The following is a 19,458-nucleotide window of genomic DNA, read 5'->3' on the forward strand; positions in this document are numbered from 1 at the left end:
TTTGGTTGGCCGAAATTTGCCTTTTCTGGACGGCCACATAATCTGGTTGTGGTATTGCGACCAGCTGAGAAGGGAGGGTTGACCAGGCAATGGCCATAAAAGAGAGCACGATCGACTACGCGGATTTCGCCGCGTACGACCGTGATCAGCGTTGCATCGAGCGCCATGTGCTGGGGGCCTTCCTCGGCGGACTGGTCGTCGGGCTCGTGGGCATCCTCGCCGCCGGCCGCGGCCCCCAATGGCTCGACCATCTCTATGACCCCTACATGTATCTGGGCCTGGCTCTGCTCGTCGGGGCGAGCGCGTCGGGCTTCGGGTGGGCGTTGCTCACCACGTTCCTGGCCTCCCTGTCCATGATCGTGGTGACCCTGGGCGGCAGCATGCTGCGCGGCGCGCCCGACATCGGCGGCGGCGGCGTCGGCGCCTCCGCGGCCGGGCTGAACTGGACGCTCTGCCTGCTGGTCGGACTGGGCCTGCTCGCCTACGTGACGAGGAGGGCGGATAGCTGGGGCGACCTGGCCGCGGGCCTCATCGGCGCCCTGCTGCTCGCCGACGTGGTCGACCGGGCGACGCCCGGCTTCATCCACAGCGACCCCGCCTTCTGGCCCGGTCCCGCGCTCGTGGTCGGCGCCCTGTCCGTCGGACTGGTGCTGGCGCTGCGCCGCGGCACGGCGGGCCGGGTGCGCGCGCTGTCGCTGGCGGCGGTGCTCGTCGGCCTGTTCGCGGTCGGAGTGGCCGGTGCGCTGGGCGGCTGGGTCCCCGTCGCGGGATAAGGCCGGGCGGCGGGTGGCTCCGAGTCGATAGCCTGTAGTCCTCTGTATCCAGGCCGAACAAGGAGTAGCCGTGTCGCTGCGCATGTCGTCGTTGTTTCTTCGCACCCTGCGGGACGACCCGGCAGACGCGGAAGTGCCGAGCCACAAGCTCCTGGTCCGCGCCGGTTATGTCCGGCGGGTGGCGCCCGGCATCTACTCGTGGCTGCCCCTCGGCAAGATGGTGCTGGAAAACGTCGCCAAGGTCGTCCGCGAGGAGATGAACCGGATGGGCGGCCAGGAGGTGCTCTTCCCCGCCCTGCTGCCGCGCGAATACTACGAGGCCACCGGTCGCTGGACCGAATACGGTGACACGCTCTTCCGGCTCAAGGACCGCAAGGGCGTCGACTACCTCCTCGGTCCCACGCACGAGGAGCTCTTCGCCGACATGGTCAAGGGCGAATACTCCTCGTACAAGGACTATCCGGTCACGCTCTACCAGATCCAGACGAAGTATCGCGACGAGGCCAGGCCCCGCGCGGGCATCCTGCGCGGCCGCGAGTTCCTGATGAAGGACGCCTACTCCTTCGACCTCGACGACGAAGGGCTCAAGCACTCCTACGAGCAGCACCGCGAGACCTACATCCGGACGTTCGACCGGCTCGGCATCGACTACAAGATCGTGTTCGCCACGTCGGGCGCGATGGGCGGCTCGGCCTCCGAGGAGTTCCTGGCGCCCACGCCGACCGGCGAGGACACGTTCGTGGCCTGCCGCTCCTGCGGCTACGCGGCCAACGCCGAGGCCGTCACCACGACCGCGCCCCCGGCCCGCGCCCTCGACGGGCTGGAGCCGCAGCGCGTCCTCGACACCCCCGACACCCCGACCATCGAGTCGCTGGTGTCCTACGTCAACGAGCACCACGGCCTGTCGATCACCGCCGCCGAGACCCTGAAGAACGTCGTCGTCAAGGTCACCACGCCCGGCTCCGACAAGGTCGAGACGCTGATCGTCGGCGTGCCCGGCGACCGCGAGGTCGACTTCAAGCGCCTGGAGGCCGCGCTGGCCCCCGGCGAGCCCGCCATCTTCGAGGCCGAGGACTTCGCCAAGCACCCCGGCCTGATCCGCGGCTACATCGGCCCGCAGATCCTGCGCGAGCTCGGCATCCGCTACCTCGTCGACCCCCGCGTGGTCACCGGCACCTCCTGGGTGACCGGCGCCAACGAGCGCGGCAAGCACGCCGCCCACGTGGTCGCGGGCCGTGACTTCGTCCCCGACGGCACGATCGAGGCCGCCGAGGTGCGCGCCGGCGACCCGTGCCCCCGCTGCGGCTCGCCGCTGTCCATCGACCGCGGCATCGAGATCGGGCACATCTTCCAGCTCGGCCGCAAATACGCCGACGCGGCCGGGCTCGACGCCCTGGGCCCCGACGGCAAGCCGATCCGCATCACGATGGGCTCCTACGGCATCGGCGTCTCGCGCGCCGTGGCGGTCATCGCCGAGCAGGCCCACGACGAGCTCGGGCTGGTGTGGCCGCGCGAGATCGCGCCCGCCGACGTGCACATCGTGGGCACGGGCAAGGACAACCAGATCGAGGCGGCCCTCCAGCTGGCCGACGAGCTGGAGTCCCGCGGGTTGCGGGTGCTCGTCGACGACCGGGCCGGGGTCTCGCCCGGCGTCAAGTTCAAGGACGCCGAGCTGCTCGGCCTGCCCACGATCGTGGTCGTGGGCCGCGGGCTGGCCCAGGGCGTGGTCGAGCTCCGCGACCGGGCCACGGGCGTCAAGGAGGAGATCCCGCTCGACACGGCCGCCGACCGCGTGCTGGCCGCCTGCGCATAACGCGAAGCACGGCTCCTCCTTCGTCCAAGGGGGAGCCGTGCTGCTCTGCCAGGGGTTGTCAGTCCATGGCGGCGGGCATGGAGATCTTGCCGCGGCGCCGGAGCACCACTGGCCCGATCAGGCAGGCGGCGGCGATCACCAGGATGGCCAGCGACACGGGCCGGGTGAAGAACACCGCCGGATCCCCCTCACTGAACGCCAGGGCCCGCCTGAACTGCACCTCCATCAACGGCCCGAGCACCGCCCCGAGGATCAGCGGCGCCACCGGATAACCGGCCCGCCGCAGGACGAACCCCACCAGCCCGAATCCGTACGCCACCAGGATCTCGAACACGCTCTGCGAGGTGGCGTAGACACCCAGCGTCGCGAACGTCAGGATCGCCGCCGTCAGCAGCGCGGCCGGCACGCTCAGCAGCTTCACCCACAGCCGGATCAGCGGCAGGTTCAGCACCAGCAGCATCACGTTGCCGATGTAGAGGCTGGCGATCAGCGTCCACACGAGCACCGGCTGCTGGTCGAAGAGCTGCGGTCCCGGCTGCACGTTGTAGATCTGGAAGGCGATCAGCAGCATGCTGGCCGTGGCCGAGGTGGGGATGCCGAGCGTGAGCAGCGGCACCAGCACGCCGGAGAACGCCGCGTTGTTGGCCGCCTCGGGCCCCGCCACGCCCTCGATGGCGCCGTGGCCGAACTCCTCGGGATCCTTGGCCAGCCGCTTCTCGACGTTGTAGCTGAGGAAGGTGGGCAGCTCGGCGCCGCCCGCGGGCAGCGAGCCGATCGGCAGGCCGAACGCGGTGCCCCGCAGCCACGGCCGCCAGGAGCGGCGCCAGTCGTCGCGGGTCATGCCGATGCGACCGGTCACCTTCACCGGCGGCTGCTCCTGCAGGTTGCGCCGGGCCGCGGTGGCGACCGCCTCGGCCACGGCGAACAGGCCCACGGCCAGCGCCACGACCGGCAGTCCCTCGTACAGGTCGGGCACGCCGAAGGCCAGGCGCGGCTGGCCGGTCATCTGGTCGATGCCCACCATGCCGATCGCCAGTCCGAGGAAGAGGCTGGACAGGCCGCGCACGATGGAGTCGCCCATGAGCGAGGTGACGGTGACGAAGGCGAGCACCATGATCGAGAAGTACTCGGCGGGCTGGATCGACTTGGCGATGGCCGACATCCCGGGCGCCAGGAACGTGATCACGACGGTGGAGATCGTGCCCGCCACGAACGAGCCGATGGCCGCCGTGGCCAGTGCGGCCCCGGCCCGGCCCTTGCGCGCCATCGGGTAGCCCTCGAGTGTGGTGGGGATCGACGCCGTCTCGCCGGGGATGTTGAGCAGGATCGCGGTGGTGCTGCCGCCGTACATGCCGCCGTAGTAGATCCCGGCGAACATCACGAACGCGCCCACCGGGTCGAACACCATCGTCAGCGGCAGCAGCAGCGCGATCGTCGTGGCCGGGCCGAGGCCCGGCAGCACGCCCACGAGCGTGCCGACGGTGACGCCGAGCAGGCCGAGCAGCAGGTTCTGCAGGGTGAGCGCGTGCGCGAAGCCGTCGAGCAGGTGGCCCAGTACGCTCATCTCAGATCGCCAATCTGATCAGGCCCGGAGGCAGCGTGATGCCCAGCACCCGGTCGAACAGCAAATACGTGGCCAGTGCCAGCAGCAGGCCCACGACCAGGTCGCGCACCGGCTTGCGGCTGCCGAGCACGCGGGCGACCGCGACGAAGAACAGCGTGGTGGCCTGCCAGTAGCCCACGGGCGCGAGCAGGACCGCGTACAGGGCGAGCGCGCCGATGAGCAGCAGCACGGGACGCCAGTGCACGCCCTCGTCCTCGCCCTCGCGGGTCGCCGGCTCGCGGAAGGCCTGCACCACCCCGATCACGGCCACCACCCCCATGCCGATGCCGACCAGGAGCGGGAAGGCGCGGGGCCCGACCGCCTGGTAACCGCCGCCGTCGGGGATCATGAACGCCTGCGCCAGCACGACCAGCGCGACCGCCAGGAACCCCGCGGAGACGAGCCGGGTGCTCACTTGCCGAGTCCCAGCTCGCCCAGGATCGTGGTGATCTGGCCGCGCTGCTCGGTGAGCACCTGCTTGAACGAGTCGCCCGGGGTCCAGGCATCGACCCAGTTGTTCTGCTTGAGCACCTGCTGCCAGCACGACGTCTGCCGCATCTTGTCGATCATCTTGACGACGTCCTGCTGCTGCTCGGCCGACAGCCCCGCCGGGGCGAGCACGCCGGCCATCGTGGAGATGGCCTGATCCGACAGCCCCAGCTCCTTCAGCGTCGGCGCGTCGATGCCCTCGATCCTCTTGTCGCCGTCCACCGCGAGCGCCTTGAGCTCTCCGGCCTGGAGCTGTGCGCGAAGCTCGGCGACGGTGTCGATGCCCGCGGTGGCGGCGCCGCTGAGCAGCAGGTTCATCGACTCGCCGCCGCCCGCCGTGGGCACGTAGTTGACCTGCTTGGCGTCGATGCCCTGGCCCTTGGCCAGCCCCGCCACCGTCATCTGCCCGGGGCCGCCGAGCGAGCCGCCGGTCCACTTGACGCCGTGCGGGTCCTTCTTCATCGCGGCCAGCAGGGACTTCAGGTCCGCGTACGGGGCGGACTTCGGCACCACGATCGCGCTCGGCCCCCTGCTCAGCCCGGCGATCGGGGTGAGCGTGGTCAGGTCGACGGGCGAGTGGTTGTTGACGATGCCGCCGAGCATGGTCGCGCTGTCCATGACCATGAGCTGGTAGGGGTCGCCCTTGCTCTTGGCGAACTGGGCCAGCCCGATCGTGCCGCCCGCGCCGGGGACGTTGACGACCGTGGCCTTCGCGGTGGTGATCTTGCACTGGCTGAGCGCGCCGGCGATGCCGCGGGCGCGGGTGTCCCAGCCGCCGCCGGGACTGCCCGGCGCCATGATCGTCAGAGGCTTGCTCGGGTATTCGGCGCCCGCCTCGGCGCTCTCGCCGACCGCGCAGCCGGTGGCCAGGACCGTCAGGGCGGCCGCGGCAACGATGATCTTCATGAGGTCTCCCGGGGGGTGAGAATCGAGGTGAAGAAGTCCTTGACCGGCTCCAGCACGCTCATCGGCTGGTGCGCCACGCCGGGCACGACGTCGAACCTGACGTTGATGCCGTGCGCGGCGAAGTTGTCACGCAGCGCCGCCAGCCGCTCGACACGGGTGGTTCCGTAGGCGTCGGCGCCGTCCATCCAGTTGGCATCGCCCTGGTTGTTGATCTCCCAGGTCTCGACGTCCTCGGCACCCACGACCATCTGTACCGGCACCGCCCCAAGCTCCTCGATCCTGGGCGGCTGGCCGAACTCCTCCTCGAACCCCTTGAGCCCGATCCACCACGGGCTCTCCCAGTCGATGTACGATATCCGCCCTGGTGCCCCAATTGACACTCCGGCCAGCCGGTCCGGATGCAGGTAGGCGAACCGATGGGCGAACTGGCCGCCGCCGGAGAAGCCGTGCAGGAGGAACCGCTCGGTGTCGACGTTGAAGCGCTCGCCGACCTCCTCGACCATCGCCAGCAGCACGTGGTCGAAGCGGATGCCGCGGTAGTTGATGAACTTGAAGCCGTGCAGGTCGTCCGCGTCCTCGATGCCCGCGGGGAACAGCGGCGCCAGGACCAGGCAGCCCTGCCGCTCACCCCACTCGGCGAGGTTGTCGCGGTACTGCGGCCCGCGCCGTCCCGTCCCGTGCTGCAGGACGGCGATCGGCACCGGCGGGCCGTCGGGCGTATGGGCCGTCGGCACGTAGAGGCAGTAGGAGAAGCGCTGGTCGTATCGGGAGGCGAAGATGGTGGTGGACCCGCTGAAGTAGAACTCCCGGGGGTGCTTCACTCCGCCGTTCTCGTGTAGTGGTGCCGTGGCCATGGCGCCACAGCCTGGACATATATCCAGTTCCGGACAAGGAGATTGCCGCCAACGCGGTAATGTGCAACGTGCCCGTCACGCTCCTCCTGTCCTCCACCGACCCGGCCTCGATCACCGTGGGCGTCTCCCCGCTGGCCGAGCTCTGCGCCTGCCTGCACGCGCTCGACGAGCCGGGGCACCACCCCGCGGCGGCCCGCTGGGTGGCCAGGGTCCACACGGAGACCGACGAGGACCTGCTGGCCAGGGCGACGGCGTGGGCGCCCCTGTGGAGCGCCTTCCGGGCCCGCTACCTGCTGCCGCTGTCCGCCGGCCGGTCCAGGACGCTCGAGGACGAGCTGGCCGCGATCGAGGCGCTGCCGATCGGCGACTTCACCGCCATGACCCTCCAGGCGCTCATCGGCAAGAACAGCGCCGGCGTCGGCGGCGACGTGCTCCAGCGCCTCAGGCTGATCTCCTCCAGCCGGGTGGAGCTCGGCACCCGCGTACACGATGACCCGTGGGCCTTCCGGCGCGAGCTGACCGGCTTCCTGGCGGACTTCGCCGCCGCGGCCTTCGAGGCGGACTGGCCGGGCCTGCGGACGGCGCTGGCCGCCGAGGCCGCGGTGCGCGAGCGGGCGATCGCGGTGCACGGCCCCATGGCGCTGGCCGACTTCCCCACCGCCACGGCCGTCGAGGGCGGCCGCAGGATCGTCCTTGACAAGCTCTACAACGCCACGGCCCGCATCGGCGCCGACCGCCCCTGCCTGCTCGTCCCCAGCCTGTACGGCCGCCCGCACTTCGTGGTCAAGCACTACCCGGGCCATCCGGTGGTCATCCAGTACGGCGTGGGCACCTCGGCCGGGGTGTCACTGGAGACCGCCCGGCAGCGGCTGGCCGTCCTCCAGCACCCGACCCGTCTCAAGCTCTGCTACGCCATCCTGCGCAACCCGGTGGCCACCTCGGAACTCGCCAACCAGCTGGGCATGACCGCCCCCCAGGTCTCAAGACACCTACGCCACCTGAGGGAGGCGGCCCTGGTGCACGTGCACCGGCGCGGCTCGGTGGTCTACTACCAACTCGACGCCGAGGCGATCGAACGCCTGGGCACCGACCTGCTGACGGTGCTCTACCGCTGAGCCGCTCGCAGCCGATTGCTCCCGCCCCCACAGAGGGGCCATCCCTCCACGGGGTCCCCGCCGTCTTCTCCCTCACTCCGTAGGGGGCATCACCCCATAGGAACCTCAGCCACAACAGACCGTCTTCACCCGCTCCCCGGAGGGGGTGTCCCTCCTGTGGGACCTCAGCCACGACGGGCCGGCTCCCCCTCCTTGGGGACCCCTGCCACGACGGACGGTCTTCTTCCTCGCCCCCGCAGGGGTCTCCTCCCAAGGACCTCAGCCACCACGGACCGTCACAGGGATCGAGACGGTCGTGTGGACGGTGAGCCGCTCTCAGCCGGTCGGTCCCGACATGCCGGGGAAGGCCGTGGTGATCGCGGGACGGAAGGAGTAGGAGCGGGCCACCGACTCCTGCATGGCCAGCGCGGCGTACCGGCGCAGCGACGCGTCCTCCGAGGCCACCAGCTCCAGATAGGCGGCCGTGATCCCGCTCTCCACGTGGACCGCGAGCTGGACCGCCTGCGCCGCCGTGGACGGCACGATCGGCAGGGCGTAGCCCCCCTCGGCCTCGGACGGCGTGCCGCCCCGGGTGGTGATGGCGGTGCGCAACTGGTCGCGCCTGGCTCGATGGGCGTCGAACGCGTTCGTGACCCGCGTCCGCAGCGAGCCCGTGGTGCGCGCGCCGATCAGCCCGTACGCGAAGACGGCGGCGTGCTCGGCCGACAGCGCCTTGCGCAGCTTCTCCACATCGGCCGGCGTCACAGCGACCTCGGCAGAGCCAGGGCGTGGGCCGCCTCGCAGGCGCCGATGGCGGCGATGAGCTGGGCCAGCGGCGGCGAGACGCCGGCGAGCTGGCGGACACGCAGCGCCGCCGACCGGCGCTCGGCCTCGCGCAGCCGCGACAGCGACGTCTTGGGGACGGGGGCGGCCGTCTTGGGCGAGGGTGCGGACGACGCGGGGCCGCCGGGCAGGCGTTTGCGCAGCTCGGTGAGGTGAGCTTGGTGGCGGTCGCGGAACGGGGTCAGCTTGGTCGCGCCGCCCGCGATCAGCGCGGAGTAGAGGGCGATCGTGTGTTCCTTGTCGGCGATCAGCTGCCGCAGCAGCGCCCGCTCAGGATCGTCCGACGGGGTGGGCGACGGCTGGGGGGTGTCGGACGCGCCGCATCCCGACAGGGCCGCGGCGGCCGCTCCGCCCGCCAGCACGGCTCGCCGTGAGAGGGAACGCGGGCGCACGGGCAGGGACCTCCTGTAAACGGAACGCAGATAGCATCGTACGGTCTTGCGCTCGCTCCCCGTGTCAGGCGACGCTCGCCATTCGCGCGTGCCGAGTGGCGCTCTCTTCGTGCCCTCGTACAGATAGGGTGTCAACTGTCGTAGCTGGCTGAGCGGCCAGGCGACTTGAGAGCCAGAGGCGAGGTCCGCCCGGCTGAGACATGACAATAGGGAGGTCGATATGGGCAGCGCATCACCCCGCGACCACCTGATGAAGCTCCTTGAGCCCGTCGTCGGCGCGGAGGGCCTCGATCTGGAGGACGTCACGGTCACCCAGGCCGGCAAGCGCCGGCTGCTGCGTGTGATCGTCGACCGCGACGGCGGCGTGAGCCTCGACGACGTGGCCGACGTCAGCCAGGCCGTCTCCGCGGCGCTCGACGACGCCGACGCGATGGGCCAGTCGGCCTACACGCTGGAGGTCTCCTCGCCGGGCGTCGACCGCCCGCTGACCGAGCCGCGTCACTGGCGGCGCGCGGCCAAGCGGCTGGTCAAGGCCGAGATGAGAGATGGTTCCGTGGTGGAGGGCCGCGTGCGCTCCGCCGACGAGAGCGGCGTCGAGCTCGACGTCGACGGCGCCGGACGCCGATTCGACTATCAGGACCTGGCCCGTGGACGGGTGCAGGTGGAGTTCCGCCGGTTCGACGACGAAGACGTCGACGGCGACGAAGGCTAAGGGGAAAGCCTCGTGGACATCGACATGAGCGTCCTGCGCAGCCTGGAGCGGGAGAAGGACATCTCCTTCGACCTGGTCGTCAAGGCGATCGAAGACGCGCTGCTGATCGCCTACTTCCGCACCGAGGGTGCCGCGCCCAAGGCGCGCGCGGAGCTCGACAGGACGAGCGGGCACGTGACCATCTTCGCCGCCGAGATCGACGACGAGGGCGAGATCGTCAGGGAGTTCGACGATACGCCGGGCAACTTCAGCAGAATCGCGGCGACCACCGCCAAGCAGGTCATCCTGCAGCAGCTGCGCGACGCCGAAGACGAGATCAACTTCGGCGAGTTCGCCAGCCGTGAGGGCGAGCTGGTCTCCGGCGTGATCCAGCAGGGCAAGGACCCGCGCGTGGCGCTGGTCGACCTCGGCAAGATCGAGGCCGTCCTGCCGCACAACGAGCAGGTGCCCGGCGAGGACTACGTGCACGGCGAGCGCATCCGCGCCTATGTGGTGCAGGTGAAGAAGGGCCACAAGGGCCCCTCGGTCACGCTGTCGCGTACCCATCCCGGCCTGGTCAAGAAGCTGTTCGCGCTGGAGGTGCCGGAGATCGCCGACGGCACGGTGGAGATCGCCGCCGTGGCCAGGGAGGCCGGTCACCGTACCAAGATCGCGGTCAGGTCACGCAGGCAGGGCGTCAACGCCAAGGGCGCGTGCATCGGCCCGATGGGCTCGCGCGTGCGCAGCGTGATGACCGAGCTGCACGGCGAGAAGATCGACATCATCGACTGGTCCGAGGACCCCGGCGAGTTCGTGGGGAATGCCCTGTCGCCCGCCCGCGTTTCCCACGTTGAGGTCCTCGATCTCGAAGGCCGGGTCGCGCGGGTGACCGTGCCCGACTACCAGTTGTCCCTGGCAATCGGCAAAGAGGGGCAGAACGCCCGGCTTGCCGCCAGGCTCACTGGATGGCGGATTGACATCCGGCCTGACACCCAGGCCGAGGATGCTGCCGGTTCCGTAGATGCGTCAACACGGTAAGCTGGAATATGGTGGCCACGCGGCTCCACAGCGCACCTGTGTGGGCTGCAGGGTCCGTACGGCCAAGTCCGACCTGCTCCGCTTGGTGCGGGTCGAGGATCACGTGATCCCTGACCTGCGAGGACGGCTTCCTGGTCGAGGTGCGTCACTGCATCCGTCCGAGAAGTGTCTGGAGCTTGCCGAGCGTCGCCGAGCGTTTCCGCGCGCATTCCGCGTGCCGGGTCCGCTTGACGTCTCGCGCGTGCGGGTGCACCTGGAGAAGGAGAACCAAGAAATGTCATGTAGGACGCCGAGTTGATGGGCGGAGTCAGATTGCTATGAGCGCCTGATGAGCACGCGGCGATGAAGATGTCAAGGTAGCGACGGTCCGGACGGCACAGCCAGCCTCCCGGGCCGAGTAAGGGAGTGCAGTGGCGAAGGTCCGGGTATACGAGCTCGCTAAGGAGTTCGGCGTAGAGAGCAAGGTCGTCATGGCCAAGCTCCAGGAGATGGGGGAGTTCGTCCGTTCGGCGTCCTCCACCATCGAGGCGCCGGTGGTCCGCAGGCTCACCGAAGCATTGGGCGCATCCAAGGGTGGGTCCTCGAGGGGCGGCGGTTCGTCGTCCAAGCCGCAGCCGCCAAGGGCTGCTCCCCGGCCGGCGGACAGCCTGGCCGGTAACGGCGCCGCGGAGGCGCCGACCCCAACATCAGCTCCGCGTCCGGGTCCGGCCCCCAGGCCTGGTCCGCGTCCGGGTCCGGCAGGTCCCGCGGGCGGCGGTCAGCCGCGCCCGCCGGTGCCGATGCCGCACCAGCCGCAGCCTGAGCCGGAGCGTGCCGACACGTCCGGCGCTCCGCAGGCGCGTTTCGACAGCGGCACCCGTCCTGCGCCCGCTCCGGGCGCCCCCGCTCCGGGCCCGCGTCCCGGTCCCGCCGCCCGTCCGGGTCCCAAGCCCGGCCCCGCGGCGCGTTCCGGCGCACCCTCCGGTGGCGGTGGCCCGGCGGCTCCGCGTTCCGACCGTGGTCCGTCCGATCGTGGCCCGTCCGACCGTGGCCCGTCCGACCGTTCCCCCGCGGGTGGCGGTCCTCGTCCGGGTCCGGGTCCCAAGCCGGGTCCGCGCGGCCCGCGTCCGGGCAACAACCCGTTCTCGTCCAACGCCAGCGGCATGGGTCAGTCCCGGCCGCCGCGTCCCGGTGCCAACCGCGACGGTGGCCCCAGCGGTCCCGGCCAGCGCGAGCGTCGTGACGGTCCGCCGCGCGACGGCGCGGCCCCGCGTCCGCCGCAGGGTCGTGGCGACGGCAGGCCCGGCGCGGCCGGTCCGCGTCCTGGTCCGCCCGGTGCGGCCGGTCCGCGTCCCGGTCCCGGTGCGGGTGGTCCCCGTCCCGGCGGTCCGCGTCCCAACCCGATGATGATGCCTCAGGGTCGTCCCGCCGGTCCCGGCGGTGGCGGCGGCGGTGGCCGTCCCGGTGGTGGCGGCGGTCGTCCCGGTGGCGGTGGCGGCGGTGGCCGTCCTGGCGGCGGTGGCGGCGGCGGTCGTCCCGGTGGCGGTGGCGGCGGTTTCGCCGGTCGTCCCGGTGGCGGCGGTGGCGCCGGTCGTCCGGGCACGAGCACCGGTGGTCCCGGTGGCGGCGGCGGTTTCGCCGGTCGTCCCGGTGGCGGCGGCCGTGGCCGCGGTGGCGGCACAGCGGGCGCGTTCGGTCGTCCCGGTGGCCGTCCCACGCGTGGCCGCAAGTCCAAGCGCCAGAGGCGCCAGGAGTTCGACAACATGTCGGCCCCGGCGATCGGCGGCGTGCAGGTCGCTCGCGGCAACGGCGCGACGATCCGCCTTCCGCGCGGTGCGTCGCTGTCCGACTTCGCCGACCGGATCGGTGCCAACCCCGCCTCGCTGGTGCAGATCATGCTGCACCTCGGCGAGATGGTGACCGCCACCCAGTCGGTCAACGAGGAGACGCTGCAGCTGCTCGGCTCCGAGCTCGACTACAACATCCAGGTCGTCAGCCCGGAGGAGGAGGACCGCGAGCTTCTCGAGGCCTTCGACATCGAGTTCGGCGAGGACGAGGGCGACGAGGCCGACCTGGCCGCGCGTCCGCCGGTGGTGACCGTCATGGGTCACGTCGACCACGGTAAGACCAAGCTGCTCGACGCCATCCGCAAGACCAACGTGGTGGCGCGCGAGGCGGGTGGCATCACCCAGCACATCGGCGCTTACCAGGTCGCCACCGAGCACGAGGGCGAAGAGCGCAAGGTCACCTTCATCGACACCCCGGGTCACGAGGCGTTCACCGCCATGCGTGCCCGTGGTGCCAAGGCGACCGACATCGCGGTGCTGGTGGTCGCGGCCGACGACGGCGTGAAGCCGCAGACGATCGAGGCCCTCAACCACGCCCAGGCGGCCGACGTGCCGATCGTGGTCGCGGTCAACAAGGTCGACAAGGAGGGCGCCGACCCCAACAAGGTCCGTGCCCAGCTCACCGAGTACGGCCTGGTGGCGGAGGAGTTCGGCGGCTCGACGCTGTTCGTCGACATCTCCGCCAAGAACGGGACCGGCATCGAGCAGCTGCTCGAGGCCATCCTGCTCACCGCGGACGCCGAGCTCGACCTGCGCGCCAACCCGGCGATGGACGCTCAGGGCATCGCGATCGAGGCGCACCTCGACAAGGGGCGTGGCCCTACCGCGACCGTCCTGGTCCAGCGCGGCACGCTGCGCGTCGGCGACTCCATCGTCTGTGGCGAGGCCTACGGCCGCGTCCGGGCGATGCTCGACGACAACGGCGAACTGGTCGAAGAGGCCACGCCGTCCCGTCCGGTCCTGGTGATGGGTCTGACGGCGGTGCCGGGCGCGGGTGACAACTTCATCGTCGTCACCGACGACCGGATGGCCCGTCAGATCGCCCAGCAGCGCGCGGCGCGCAAGCGCAGCGCCGACATGGCGAGGTCGAGCCGCCGCCTGACCCTCGAGGAGCTGTTCAGCAACCTCGAGAAGGGTCGCGTCGACGAGCTCAAGCTCATCATCAAGGGTGACGTGTCCGGTTCGGTGGAGGCCCTGGAAGACGCTCTGCTCAAGATCGATGTCGGCGACGAGGTCAGGCTCCGTGTCCTGCACCGCGCCGTCGGTGCGATCACCGAGTACGACGTCAACCTGGCCGTCGCCGACGACAACGCGGTCATCATCGGCTTCAACGTCCGGCCTGAGCCCCGGGCGCGCGACCTGGCCGAGCGCGAGGGCGTCGACATCCGCTACTACTCGGTCATCTACCAGGCGATCGAGGAGATCGAAGCGGCGCTCAAGGGCATGCTCAAGCCCGAGTTCGAAGAGGTCCAGATGGGCACCGCCGAAGTCCGCGAGGTCTTCAAGGTGCCGAGGATCGGCAACGTCGCCGGTTCGCTGGTCCGCTCCGGCACGATCGTGCGCAACAGCAAGGCCCGGATCATCCGCGATGGCGTCGTCATCGCCGACAACCTGACCGTTTCGTCGCTGCGTCGCTTCAAGGACGACGCGACCGAGGTCCGCGAGGGCTTCGAGTGCGGTATCGGGGTCGGCTACAACGACATCCGGATCGACGACGTCGTCGAGACGTTCGAGATGCGGGAGAAGCCGCGCGCGTAACACGCGGCCGGGCGCCCGGCGGACCGTCCGCCGGGCGCCTCTCGCACGCCCGGCCCTGCTTTCCACCGCAGCGGGGCCGGGGTGCGCTTCACACTCCAGGACAAGCGGTGGTTGCCAACGATGTATGTGGGTGCTCTGACCCTGGACATCCTGCTCGGCGACGTACATTCGCTGAAGCAGAAGCGTTCCGTCGTGCGACCGCTGGTCGCCGAGCTGCACAGGCGTTTTCCCGGTGTCGCGGTGGCCGAGACCGGCCACCTCGACCTGCACCGCAGGGCGGAAGTCGGCATCGCCGTAGTCTCGGGTTCGGCGGGCAACTGCCAAGAGGTATTGGACGCCTGCGAGCGCATGGTGGCCTTCCGCCCTGAGATCGAGCTGCTGTCGGCGAGACATCGGCTCTACAACGACGAAGACTGAACGACTGCACGGCCTCCGGGTCGTGCGTGAGGGGGAGCGAACATGGTGGATGCAGCACGAGCGCGCAAGCTCGCCGACCGCATCCAGCAGATCGTCGCCGAGATGCTGGAGCGTCGGATCAAGGACCCGCGCCTGGGCTTCGTCACCGTGACCGACACGCGCATCACCGCCGACCTGCGTGAGGCCACGGTCTTCTACACGGTGTTCGGCTCCGAAGCCGAGCGGGCCGACACTGCGGCCGCCCTCGAGAGCGCTAGAGGCATCATCCGCTCCGAGGTGGGCCGGCAGACCGGTGTCCGCTTCACTCCGACGCTGGAGTTCAAGCACGACCCGCTGCCCGACAGCGCGCGCCAGCTCGACGATCTGATCAACGCCGCCAAGGCCAGGGACGCCGAGGTGGCGCGCAAGGCCGAGGGCGCGACCTACGCCGGCGACCCCGATCCCTACCGCAAGCCGGAGGAGGACGACGAGCCGGACCTCCTCGGCAAGCCCGACGAGGACGGGCAGCCGGCGACGTGACGCCCGACGTGCGCGAGAGAACCGATCGGCCGCCCCGCATGGGTCCGGACACGTCGGGTTCAGACGCGGCGAGTTCGGGCGCGGCGGGGCCGGGTCGTATCCAGGCTCCGCCGCCCAGCGGCGCGGACGGCGCGCTGCCGCCTTCCGGCTCGGTGATCCCCGAGCCCGCCTGGCGGCGCGCGCTCGACCTGATCGGCAAGGCCGACGAGATCGCGCTGGCCTGCCACGTGTCACCCGACGGCGACGCGCTCGGCTCGATGCTGGCCACCGGCTCGGTCCTGCGGGCCCAGGGTAAGCGGGTCGTCGCCTCCTTCGGCGACCGGGAGTTCGCCGTGCCGCGCCTGCTGCGCTTCCTTCCCGGCCAGGACCTGCTCGTGCCGCCCGCGGATTTCCCGGCGGAGCCGGAGCTGATGATCACCTTCGACTCCTCGACGCCCGACCGGCTGGGCCTGCTGGGCCCCAACACGGCCAAGGCCCACGAGGTCATCGTGGTCGATCATCACCTGTCCAACACCGGGTTCGGCACCCTCAGCCTCATCGACCCGCACGTCGCCGCGACGGCCGTGCTGGCCGAGCAGCTGATCTACCGTCTCGGCGGCAGCCTGGACCGTGACATCGCCACCTGCCTGTACGCCGGGCTGGTGACCGACACCGGTTCGTTCCGTCATGCCTCGACCACGCCAGAGGTGCACCAGATGGCCGCCCGGCTGGTGGCCACCGGGCTGCGTACCGACGAGATCGCCCGCGAGCTGTGGGACCGGTCTCCGTTCGGCTACCTCAAGGTGCTCGCCGCCGCTCTGGAGCGGGTGTCGCTGGAGGACGGCCTGGTCTGGACGTACGTGCCCCGGGTCGACCGGGCCGCCTACGGCCTGCCGTACACCGAGTTGGAGGGCCTCATCGACATCGTGCGGCGCACGGACGAGGCCGAGGTGGCGGTGGTGCTCAAGGAGGACGACCAGGGAGCCTGGCAGGTGTCGAGCCGGTCCAAGGGCACGGTCGACGTCGGTGCGATCTGCGCCGTGCTGGGCGGCGGCGGTCATCACAACGCGGCCGGATTCACCTCGCACCTCAGCGTCGAGGACACCATCGCGGCGTTCCGCGCGCTGCTGCCGAGTCGAGACGGAGAGACTTGATGGCCGAGAGCGGCTTGATCATCGTGGACAAGCCGGCCGAGTGGACCTCCCACGACGTGGTGGCCAAGATGCGGCGGCTGGCCGGCACCCGGCGGGTGGGCCACGCGGGCACGCTCGACCCCATGGCGACGGGTGTGCTCGTGGTCGGGGTGGAGAAGGCGACCCGGCTGCTCGGGCACCTGGCGCTGACGGAGAAGGTCTACGAGGCCACGATCCGGCTCGGCGTGACCACCAACACCGATGACGCCGAGGGCGAGGTCGTCTCGACCGCCTCGGCGGCCGAGGTGCGCCCCGCCGAGGTCGAGAAGGGCATCGCGGCGCTGACCGGCGAGATCATGCAGATCCCGCCGCAGGTCAGCGCCATCAAGGTCGGGGGGCAGCGGGCGTACAAGCTGGCCCGGGCGGGCGAGGAGGTCGAGCTGTCCGCGCGGCCGGTCACCGTGCGGGAGTTCTCGGTGCTGGACATCAGGGCGCACGACGCCGTGGTGGACGTCGACGCGGTGGTGACCTGCTCCAGCGGCACCTACATCCGGGCCCTGGCCCGTGACCTGGGAGCCGGGCTCGGCGTCGGCGGGCACCTGACGGCGCTGCGCCGCACCCGGGTCGGCCCGTACGATCTGTCGCGGGCCAGGACCATCGACCGGCTGGCCGAGGACTGCGTGGTCCTGCCCATCGGGGAGGCGGTGTCAGCGGCGTTCCCGCGCTGGGACCTCACCGCCGAGGAGGCCAGGGTCGTCAGCCACGGCGGGCGGCTGCCCGCCGCGGGGCACGGCAAGGGCCCGATCGGCGTGTTCGGGCCGGAGGGCGAGCTGCTCGCGCTGGTGGAGGAGCAGGGCCGCATCGCCAAGCCCCTGGCCGTCTTCATTTCCTAGACGTCATCTCCTAAGAGCCACCAGTGGTTTGGTGAGCGACGTTCGACGGCTGCCCGTAGCGGAAGGCGCGCACCCGGTAGGACGCGCGGCTCTCCTCGGGCAGCGTGACCAGGCCGAAGGCGTTGACGTCCGGATCGAGGGCGGCGACGACCCGGAAGTCCGGCCGGCCCGACGGGCGGTCCTCCAGCAGGAAGCCCTCCTCGTCGGAGGTCCGGTCGGTCCACCGGAACGCCACGCCGTCGGCCTGCGTCACGATGGCCCGCAGATCCGACGGCGCCGCCCCCTCGCTCCTGACCGGCCGCGCCCCTTTCGGGCCGCCGGGGATCGTCCGCGGCGCCGACCAGCCGGGCTCCGGCTTGGCGTGCGGCCCGGCGCCCAGCGCCACGTCCACCGGCGCGGAGGCCTGGCCGTAGTAGGGCCGCAACCGGTAGTAGAACGGCGTGCGCGGGATCAGATCGGGATGCGTGTACGTGCTCTGCTCCGGCGGCAGGAACCCCAGGATCGTGTACGGCCCCTGCGGCTCGGTGGCGAACTCCAGGACGTGCCCGGCGGCGTCCGGCTCGCGGCCCTCCCAGCGCAGCGTGATGTCGGTCGGCGACACGAGGGTGGCCGTCAGGTGGACCGGCGTCTGCCGCGGCGCCGAGCAGGCGGCCGCCAGCAGGAGCAACGCCACCGGGGCAGCTCTCATCGCCGCTACTTGCGCCAGAACTGGATGCCGCTCCACTCGACCGTGGCGGGACCCTTGCCGCTGCCCGTCCGGTAGGCGCCGAACTTGTCGTAGAAGCTGCCGTTCTCACTCGACACGGTGTGCTTCAGCGACCCGTTGATGTAAGTCCGATGGGTGCTGCCGACCACGTGGACGGTGTTGACGCGGACCGTCGTGCCGATCGTGGCGCCGGTGGCGATCGTGTCGCCGCCGTGCACGGAGTAGAGCCGGCCGCCGCGCTCGACGGCGAGCATGAAGAACGGGCCGGTCGTCTTGAAGGTCTGCTTCAGGCTGATACGGGTGCCTTCCAGACTGGTGATCTTGAAGTAGCCCTCGAACTGGCGGGTGCCGCTGGAGTAGGTGGCGTAGCGCCGCTCGGCCCGCTGGTCGCCGCTGCCGGTGGAGCAGCTCAGCTTGAAGGTCAGGTCGTTGACGTCACCGCAGCCTCGCTCCTGGACGGTGAAGGTCGGTTCGTATGAGGTCCAAGGTCCCGACTCCACAGGGTCGGCCGCGGCGGGCAGGGCAGGGACGAGTAATCCGATCGCTAGCGCACCCGTGGTGACTAATCGCATCGTTCCTCCCGATTAGGAAACTTTCCTATCAGGATTCATAGGATCACTCGTCACACTTCTCGTCAAGAGTTGTGAGGTGCCCTGTCGGAAGCGGGGGAGAGGTCCGACCTCTTATGGCTTGCGGGCCACCATGATGTCGCGGACGATCGCCTGGTCGACCCAGTGCTCGAAGTCGGGCAGATCAACCACGTCGAGCCCCGCCTTGGCGAGAATCCCGGCCAGCTCGTCGCGGGTGCCGCCATAGGTGTTCCATGAGATGCCGAGGGCGCCGCCGGGCCGCAGCAGCTCCGCCCAGACGGGCGCGGCCTTCCTGATGAGCTCCAGGGGGCTGCGCGACAGCCCACCGCCGCCGCCCCTGCTGCCGTGCTGCACGCCATAGGGGGCGTCGGTCACCACCACGTCGAAGGAGCGCGGCTTGAAGAACTCGCGGCTGCGCAGGGTGTCGGCGTTGACCACGGAGACGCACTGCGTGTCGCCGGACTTGAACTCCTCCTTCGACCGGCTGAAGGAGACGTTCAGCCGCCGGCCGACCAGCGCCCGCTCGCGGCGTACGGGCACGATCTCGGCGGTGTGCTTGAACCGCTTGTTCTTCAGCCAGGTCTTGAGGAAGCCGGTGTACGCCTCGAAGTCCTTGGTGTCGACATCGGCCCCATAGGCGTCATAGCCGTACATGAGGGCCTGGTTGAGCGTGGTGCCGCGCCCGCACAGCGGGTCGAACACCGACAGCCGCTCGTCCAGCCGCCGCTCGCTCGCCAGCACCGTGACGTTCAGCAGCAGCTTGGTGAAGTGCTCGTTCGTCTTGCCGGCGTACTTCTGAATGGTGATCAGGTCGCTGCTGAGCCGGTCGAGCGGCGACACGGTGAGCGGCCGCAGCAGCTCGCCCTCGATCCCGTAGAGCGCGTAGACCGAGGAGAGGTTGGACAGCAGCGCCACGTCGCCGGCGCCGAGCGGCGCGGCCGTCTCGAAGGTCACGTACGGCAGGCCGCCGATCACGCTCTCCCCGAGGTCCGACACCTCGCTCTCCAGCGCCCGCCGGCCGAAGAAGGCCAGCTCGGCGAGGGTCAGGCGGGCCGCGCTCTCGCCGTAGACGCGGTTGAAGGCAGGCAGGATCAGAAGTGCGTATCGAGGCATGGTGCGGCCGATCGTACCCCCTCGATTG

At 70.6% G+C, this 19,458-nt stretch carries 20 protein-coding genes; 11 read left to right on the forward strand and 9 right to left on the reverse strand.

Features of this window, described 5'->3' with window-relative positions; all coding sequences use genetic code 11:
• The first annotated feature begins 89 nt into the window (after nucleotides 1-89).
• Both LDL49_RS39605 and LDL49_RS39610 read left to right on the forward strand, forming a co-directional pair.
• Entirely contained in the window at nucleotides 90-773 is a 684-nt protein-coding gene (locus LDL49_RS39605; protein ID WP_225299387.1) for a hypothetical protein, read from the forward strand.
• A gap of 70 nt (nucleotides 774-843) precedes the next feature.
• A complete protein-coding gene (locus tag LDL49_RS39610; RefSeq protein WP_225299389.1) occupies nucleotides 844-2,586 on the forward strand; it encodes a proline--tRNA ligase in 1,743 nt (580 codons plus the stop codon).
• A 58-nt stretch (nucleotides 2,587-2,644) separates the two neighbouring features.
• On the opposite strand, the gene LDL49_RS39615 is transcribed toward LDL49_RS39610, so the two are convergent.
• The 4 genes from LDL49_RS39615 to LDL49_RS39630 are packed head-to-tail and all read right to left on the reverse strand — an operon-like array spanning nucleotide 2,645 to nucleotide 6,438.
• On the reverse strand, nucleotides 2,645-4,150 hold the full coding sequence (locus tag LDL49_RS39615; protein ID WP_225299391.1) for a tripartite tricarboxylate transporter permease: 1,506 nt from the start codon (nucleotides 4,148-4,150) through the stop codon (nucleotides 2,645-2,647).
• Nucleotide 4,151: 1 nt separating this feature from the next.
• Nucleotides 4,152-4,604 carry a tripartite tricarboxylate transporter TctB family protein gene (locus LDL49_RS39620; RefSeq protein ID WP_225299393.1) on the reverse strand — a complete coding sequence of 151 codons (453 nt, stop codon included), beginning with the start codon at nucleotides 4,602-4,604 and terminating at the stop codon, nucleotides 4,152-4,154.
• Entirely contained in the window at nucleotides 4,601-5,584 is a 984-nt protein-coding gene (locus LDL49_RS39625; protein ID WP_225299394.1) for a Bug family tripartite tricarboxylate transporter substrate binding protein, read from the reverse strand. The genes LDL49_RS39620 and LDL49_RS39625 overlap by 4 nt, the downstream gene beginning before the upstream one ends.
• Nucleotides 5,581-6,438 (reverse strand): PHB depolymerase family esterase, encoded by an 858-nt coding sequence (locus LDL49_RS39630; protein ID WP_225299396.1) that lies wholly within the window; start codon nucleotides 6,436-6,438, stop codon nucleotides 5,581-5,583. The genes LDL49_RS39625 and LDL49_RS39630 overlap by 4 nt, the downstream gene beginning before the upstream one ends.
• A gap of 68 nt (nucleotides 6,439-6,506) precedes the next feature.
• Between LDL49_RS39630 and LDL49_RS39635 the strand changes: the two genes are divergently transcribed.
• On the forward strand, nucleotides 6,507-7,553 hold the full coding sequence (locus LDL49_RS39635; protein ID WP_225299398.1) for an ArsR/SmtB family transcription factor: 1,047 nt from the start codon (nucleotides 6,507-6,509) through the stop codon (nucleotides 7,551-7,553).
• 315 nt (nucleotides 7,554-7,868) lie between these two features.
• Here the strand turns inward: LDL49_RS39635 and LDL49_RS39640 are convergent, their stop codons facing one another.
• Both LDL49_RS39640 and LDL49_RS39645 read right to left on the reverse strand, forming a co-directional pair.
• Nucleotides 7,869-8,297 carry a ferritin-like domain-containing protein gene (locus LDL49_RS39640; RefSeq protein ID WP_225299399.1) on the reverse strand — a complete coding sequence of 143 codons (429 nt, stop codon included), beginning with the start codon at nucleotides 8,295-8,297 and terminating at the stop codon, nucleotides 7,869-7,871.
• Entirely contained in the window at nucleotides 8,294-8,767 is a 474-nt protein-coding gene (locus LDL49_RS39645; protein WP_225299401.1) for a hypothetical protein, read from the reverse strand. The genes LDL49_RS39640 and LDL49_RS39645 overlap by 4 nt, the downstream gene beginning before the upstream one ends.
• A gap of 220 nt (nucleotides 8,768-8,987) precedes the next feature.
• Between LDL49_RS39645 and rimP the strand changes: the two genes are divergently transcribed.
• From rimP to truB, 8 genes are all read left to right on the forward strand, one after another.
• Entirely contained in the window at nucleotides 8,988-9,479 is a 492-nt protein-coding gene (rimP, locus tag LDL49_RS39650; RefSeq protein WP_225299403.1) for a ribosome maturation factor RimP, read from the forward strand.
• A 12-nt stretch (nucleotides 9,480-9,491) separates the two neighbouring features.
• Entirely contained in the window at nucleotides 9,492-10,496 is a 1,005-nt protein-coding gene (gene nusA, locus LDL49_RS39655; RefSeq protein WP_225299405.1) for a transcription termination factor NusA, read from the forward strand.
• Nucleotides 10,480-10,794: a YlxR family protein gene (locus LDL49_RS39660; protein WP_225299407.1), complete on the forward strand. Its 315-nt coding sequence runs from the start codon at nucleotides 10,480-10,482 to the stop codon at nucleotides 10,792-10,794. The genes nusA and LDL49_RS39660 overlap by 17 nt, the downstream gene beginning before the upstream one ends.
• 112 nt (nucleotides 10,795-10,906) lie before the next feature.
• Nucleotides 10,907-14,080, forward strand: coding sequence for a translation initiation factor IF-2 (gene infB, locus LDL49_RS39665; RefSeq protein WP_225299408.1), 3,174 nt, complete (start codon nucleotides 10,907-10,909; stop codon nucleotides 14,078-14,080).
• A gap of 120 nt (nucleotides 14,081-14,200) precedes the next feature.
• Complete coding sequence (locus LDL49_RS39670) at nucleotides 14,201-14,497, forward strand: DUF503 domain-containing protein (protein ID WP_225299410.1); 297 nt, start codon at nucleotides 14,201-14,203, stop codon at nucleotides 14,495-14,497.
• 42 nt (nucleotides 14,498-14,539) lie between these two features.
• On the forward strand, nucleotides 14,540-15,016 hold the full coding sequence (gene rbfA / locus LDL49_RS39675; RefSeq protein ID WP_225299412.1) for a 30S ribosome-binding factor RbfA: 477 nt from the start codon (nucleotides 14,540-14,542) through the stop codon (nucleotides 15,014-15,016).
• Between the two features lie 8 nt (nucleotides 15,017-15,024).
• Entirely contained in the window at nucleotides 15,025-16,149 is a 1,125-nt protein-coding gene (locus LDL49_RS39680) for a DHH family phosphoesterase (RefSeq protein ID WP_225299414.1), read from the forward strand.
• Entirely contained in the window at nucleotides 16,149-17,021 is an 873-nt protein-coding gene (truB, locus tag LDL49_RS39685) for a tRNA pseudouridine(55) synthase TruB (protein ID WP_225299416.1), read from the forward strand. The genes LDL49_RS39680 and truB overlap by 1 nt, the downstream gene beginning before the upstream one ends.
• A gap of 10 nt (nucleotides 17,022-17,031) precedes the next feature.
• Here truB and LDL49_RS39690 read toward each other — a convergent pair whose 3' ends face one another.
• From LDL49_RS39690 to LDL49_RS39700, 3 genes are all read right to left on the reverse strand, one after another.
• The gene (locus LDL49_RS39690) at nucleotides 17,032-17,709 is read right to left on the reverse strand and encodes a fibronectin type III domain-containing protein (RefSeq protein ID WP_225299418.1); all 678 of its coding nucleotides are present in this window, start codon (nucleotides 17,707-17,709) and stop codon (nucleotides 17,032-17,034) included.
• Nucleotides 17,710-17,714: 5 nt separating this feature from the next.
• Nucleotides 17,715-18,299: a polysaccharide lyase family protein gene (locus LDL49_RS39695; protein WP_225299420.1), complete on the reverse strand. Its 585-nt coding sequence runs from the start codon at nucleotides 18,297-18,299 to the stop codon at nucleotides 17,715-17,717.
• Nucleotides 18,300-18,410: 111 nt separating this feature from the next.
• Nucleotides 18,411-19,430 (reverse strand): TRM11 family SAM-dependent methyltransferase, encoded by a 1,020-nt coding sequence (locus LDL49_RS39700; protein ID WP_225299421.1) that lies wholly within the window; start codon nucleotides 19,428-19,430, stop codon nucleotides 18,411-18,413.
• Between the last annotated feature and the right edge of the window lie 28 nt (nucleotides 19,431-19,458).

It is taken from the genome of Nonomuraea aurantiaca, assembly GCF_020215705.1.
Lineage (GTDB): Bacteria > Actinomycetota > Actinomycetes > Streptosporangiales > Streptosporangiaceae > Nonomuraea > Nonomuraea aurantiaca.

Coding starts and splice junctions, on each gene's coding strand:
- LDL49_RS39605 (WP_225299387.1), top strand. CDS start 90: ATGGCCATAAAAGAGAGCACGATCGACTACGCGGATTTCGCCGCGTAC.
- LDL49_RS39615 (WP_225299391.1), bottom strand. CDS start 4,150: ATGAGCGTACTGGGCCACCTGCTCGACGGCTTCGCGCACGCGCTCACC.
- LDL49_RS39625 (WP_225299394.1), bottom strand. CDS start 5,584: ATGAAGATCATCGTTGCCGCGGCCGCCCTGACGGTCCTGGCCACCGGC.
- LDL49_RS39630 (WP_225299396.1), bottom strand. CDS start 6,438: ATGGCCACGGCACCACTACACGAGAACGGCGGAGTGAAGCACCCCCGG.
- rimP (WP_225299403.1), top strand. CDS start 8,988: ATGGGCAGCGCATCACCCCGCGACCACCTGATGAAGCTCCTTGAGCCC.
- LDL49_RS39660 (WP_225299407.1), top strand. CDS start 10,480: ATGCGTCAACACGGTAAGCTGGAATATGGTGGCCACGCGGCTCCACAG.
- LDL49_RS39670 (WP_225299410.1), top strand. CDS start 14,201: ATGTATGTGGGTGCTCTGACCCTGGACATCCTGCTCGGCGACGTACAT.
- rbfA (WP_225299412.1), top strand. CDS start 14,540: ATGGTGGATGCAGCACGAGCGCGCAAGCTCGCCGACCGCATCCAGCAG.
- truB (WP_225299416.1), top strand. CDS start 16,149: ATGGCCGAGAGCGGCTTGATCATCGTGGACAAGCCGGCCGAGTGGACC.
- LDL49_RS39690 (WP_225299418.1), bottom strand. CDS start 17,709: ATGAGAGCTGCCCCGGTGGCGTTGCTCCTGCTGGCGGCCGCCTGCTCG.
- LDL49_RS39695 (WP_225299420.1), bottom strand. CDS start 18,299: ATGCGATTAGTCACCACGGGTGCGCTAGCGATCGGATTACTCGTCCCT.
- LDL49_RS39700 (WP_225299421.1), bottom strand. CDS start 19,430: ATGCCTCGATACGCACTTCTGATCCTGCCTGCCTTCAACCGCGTCTAC.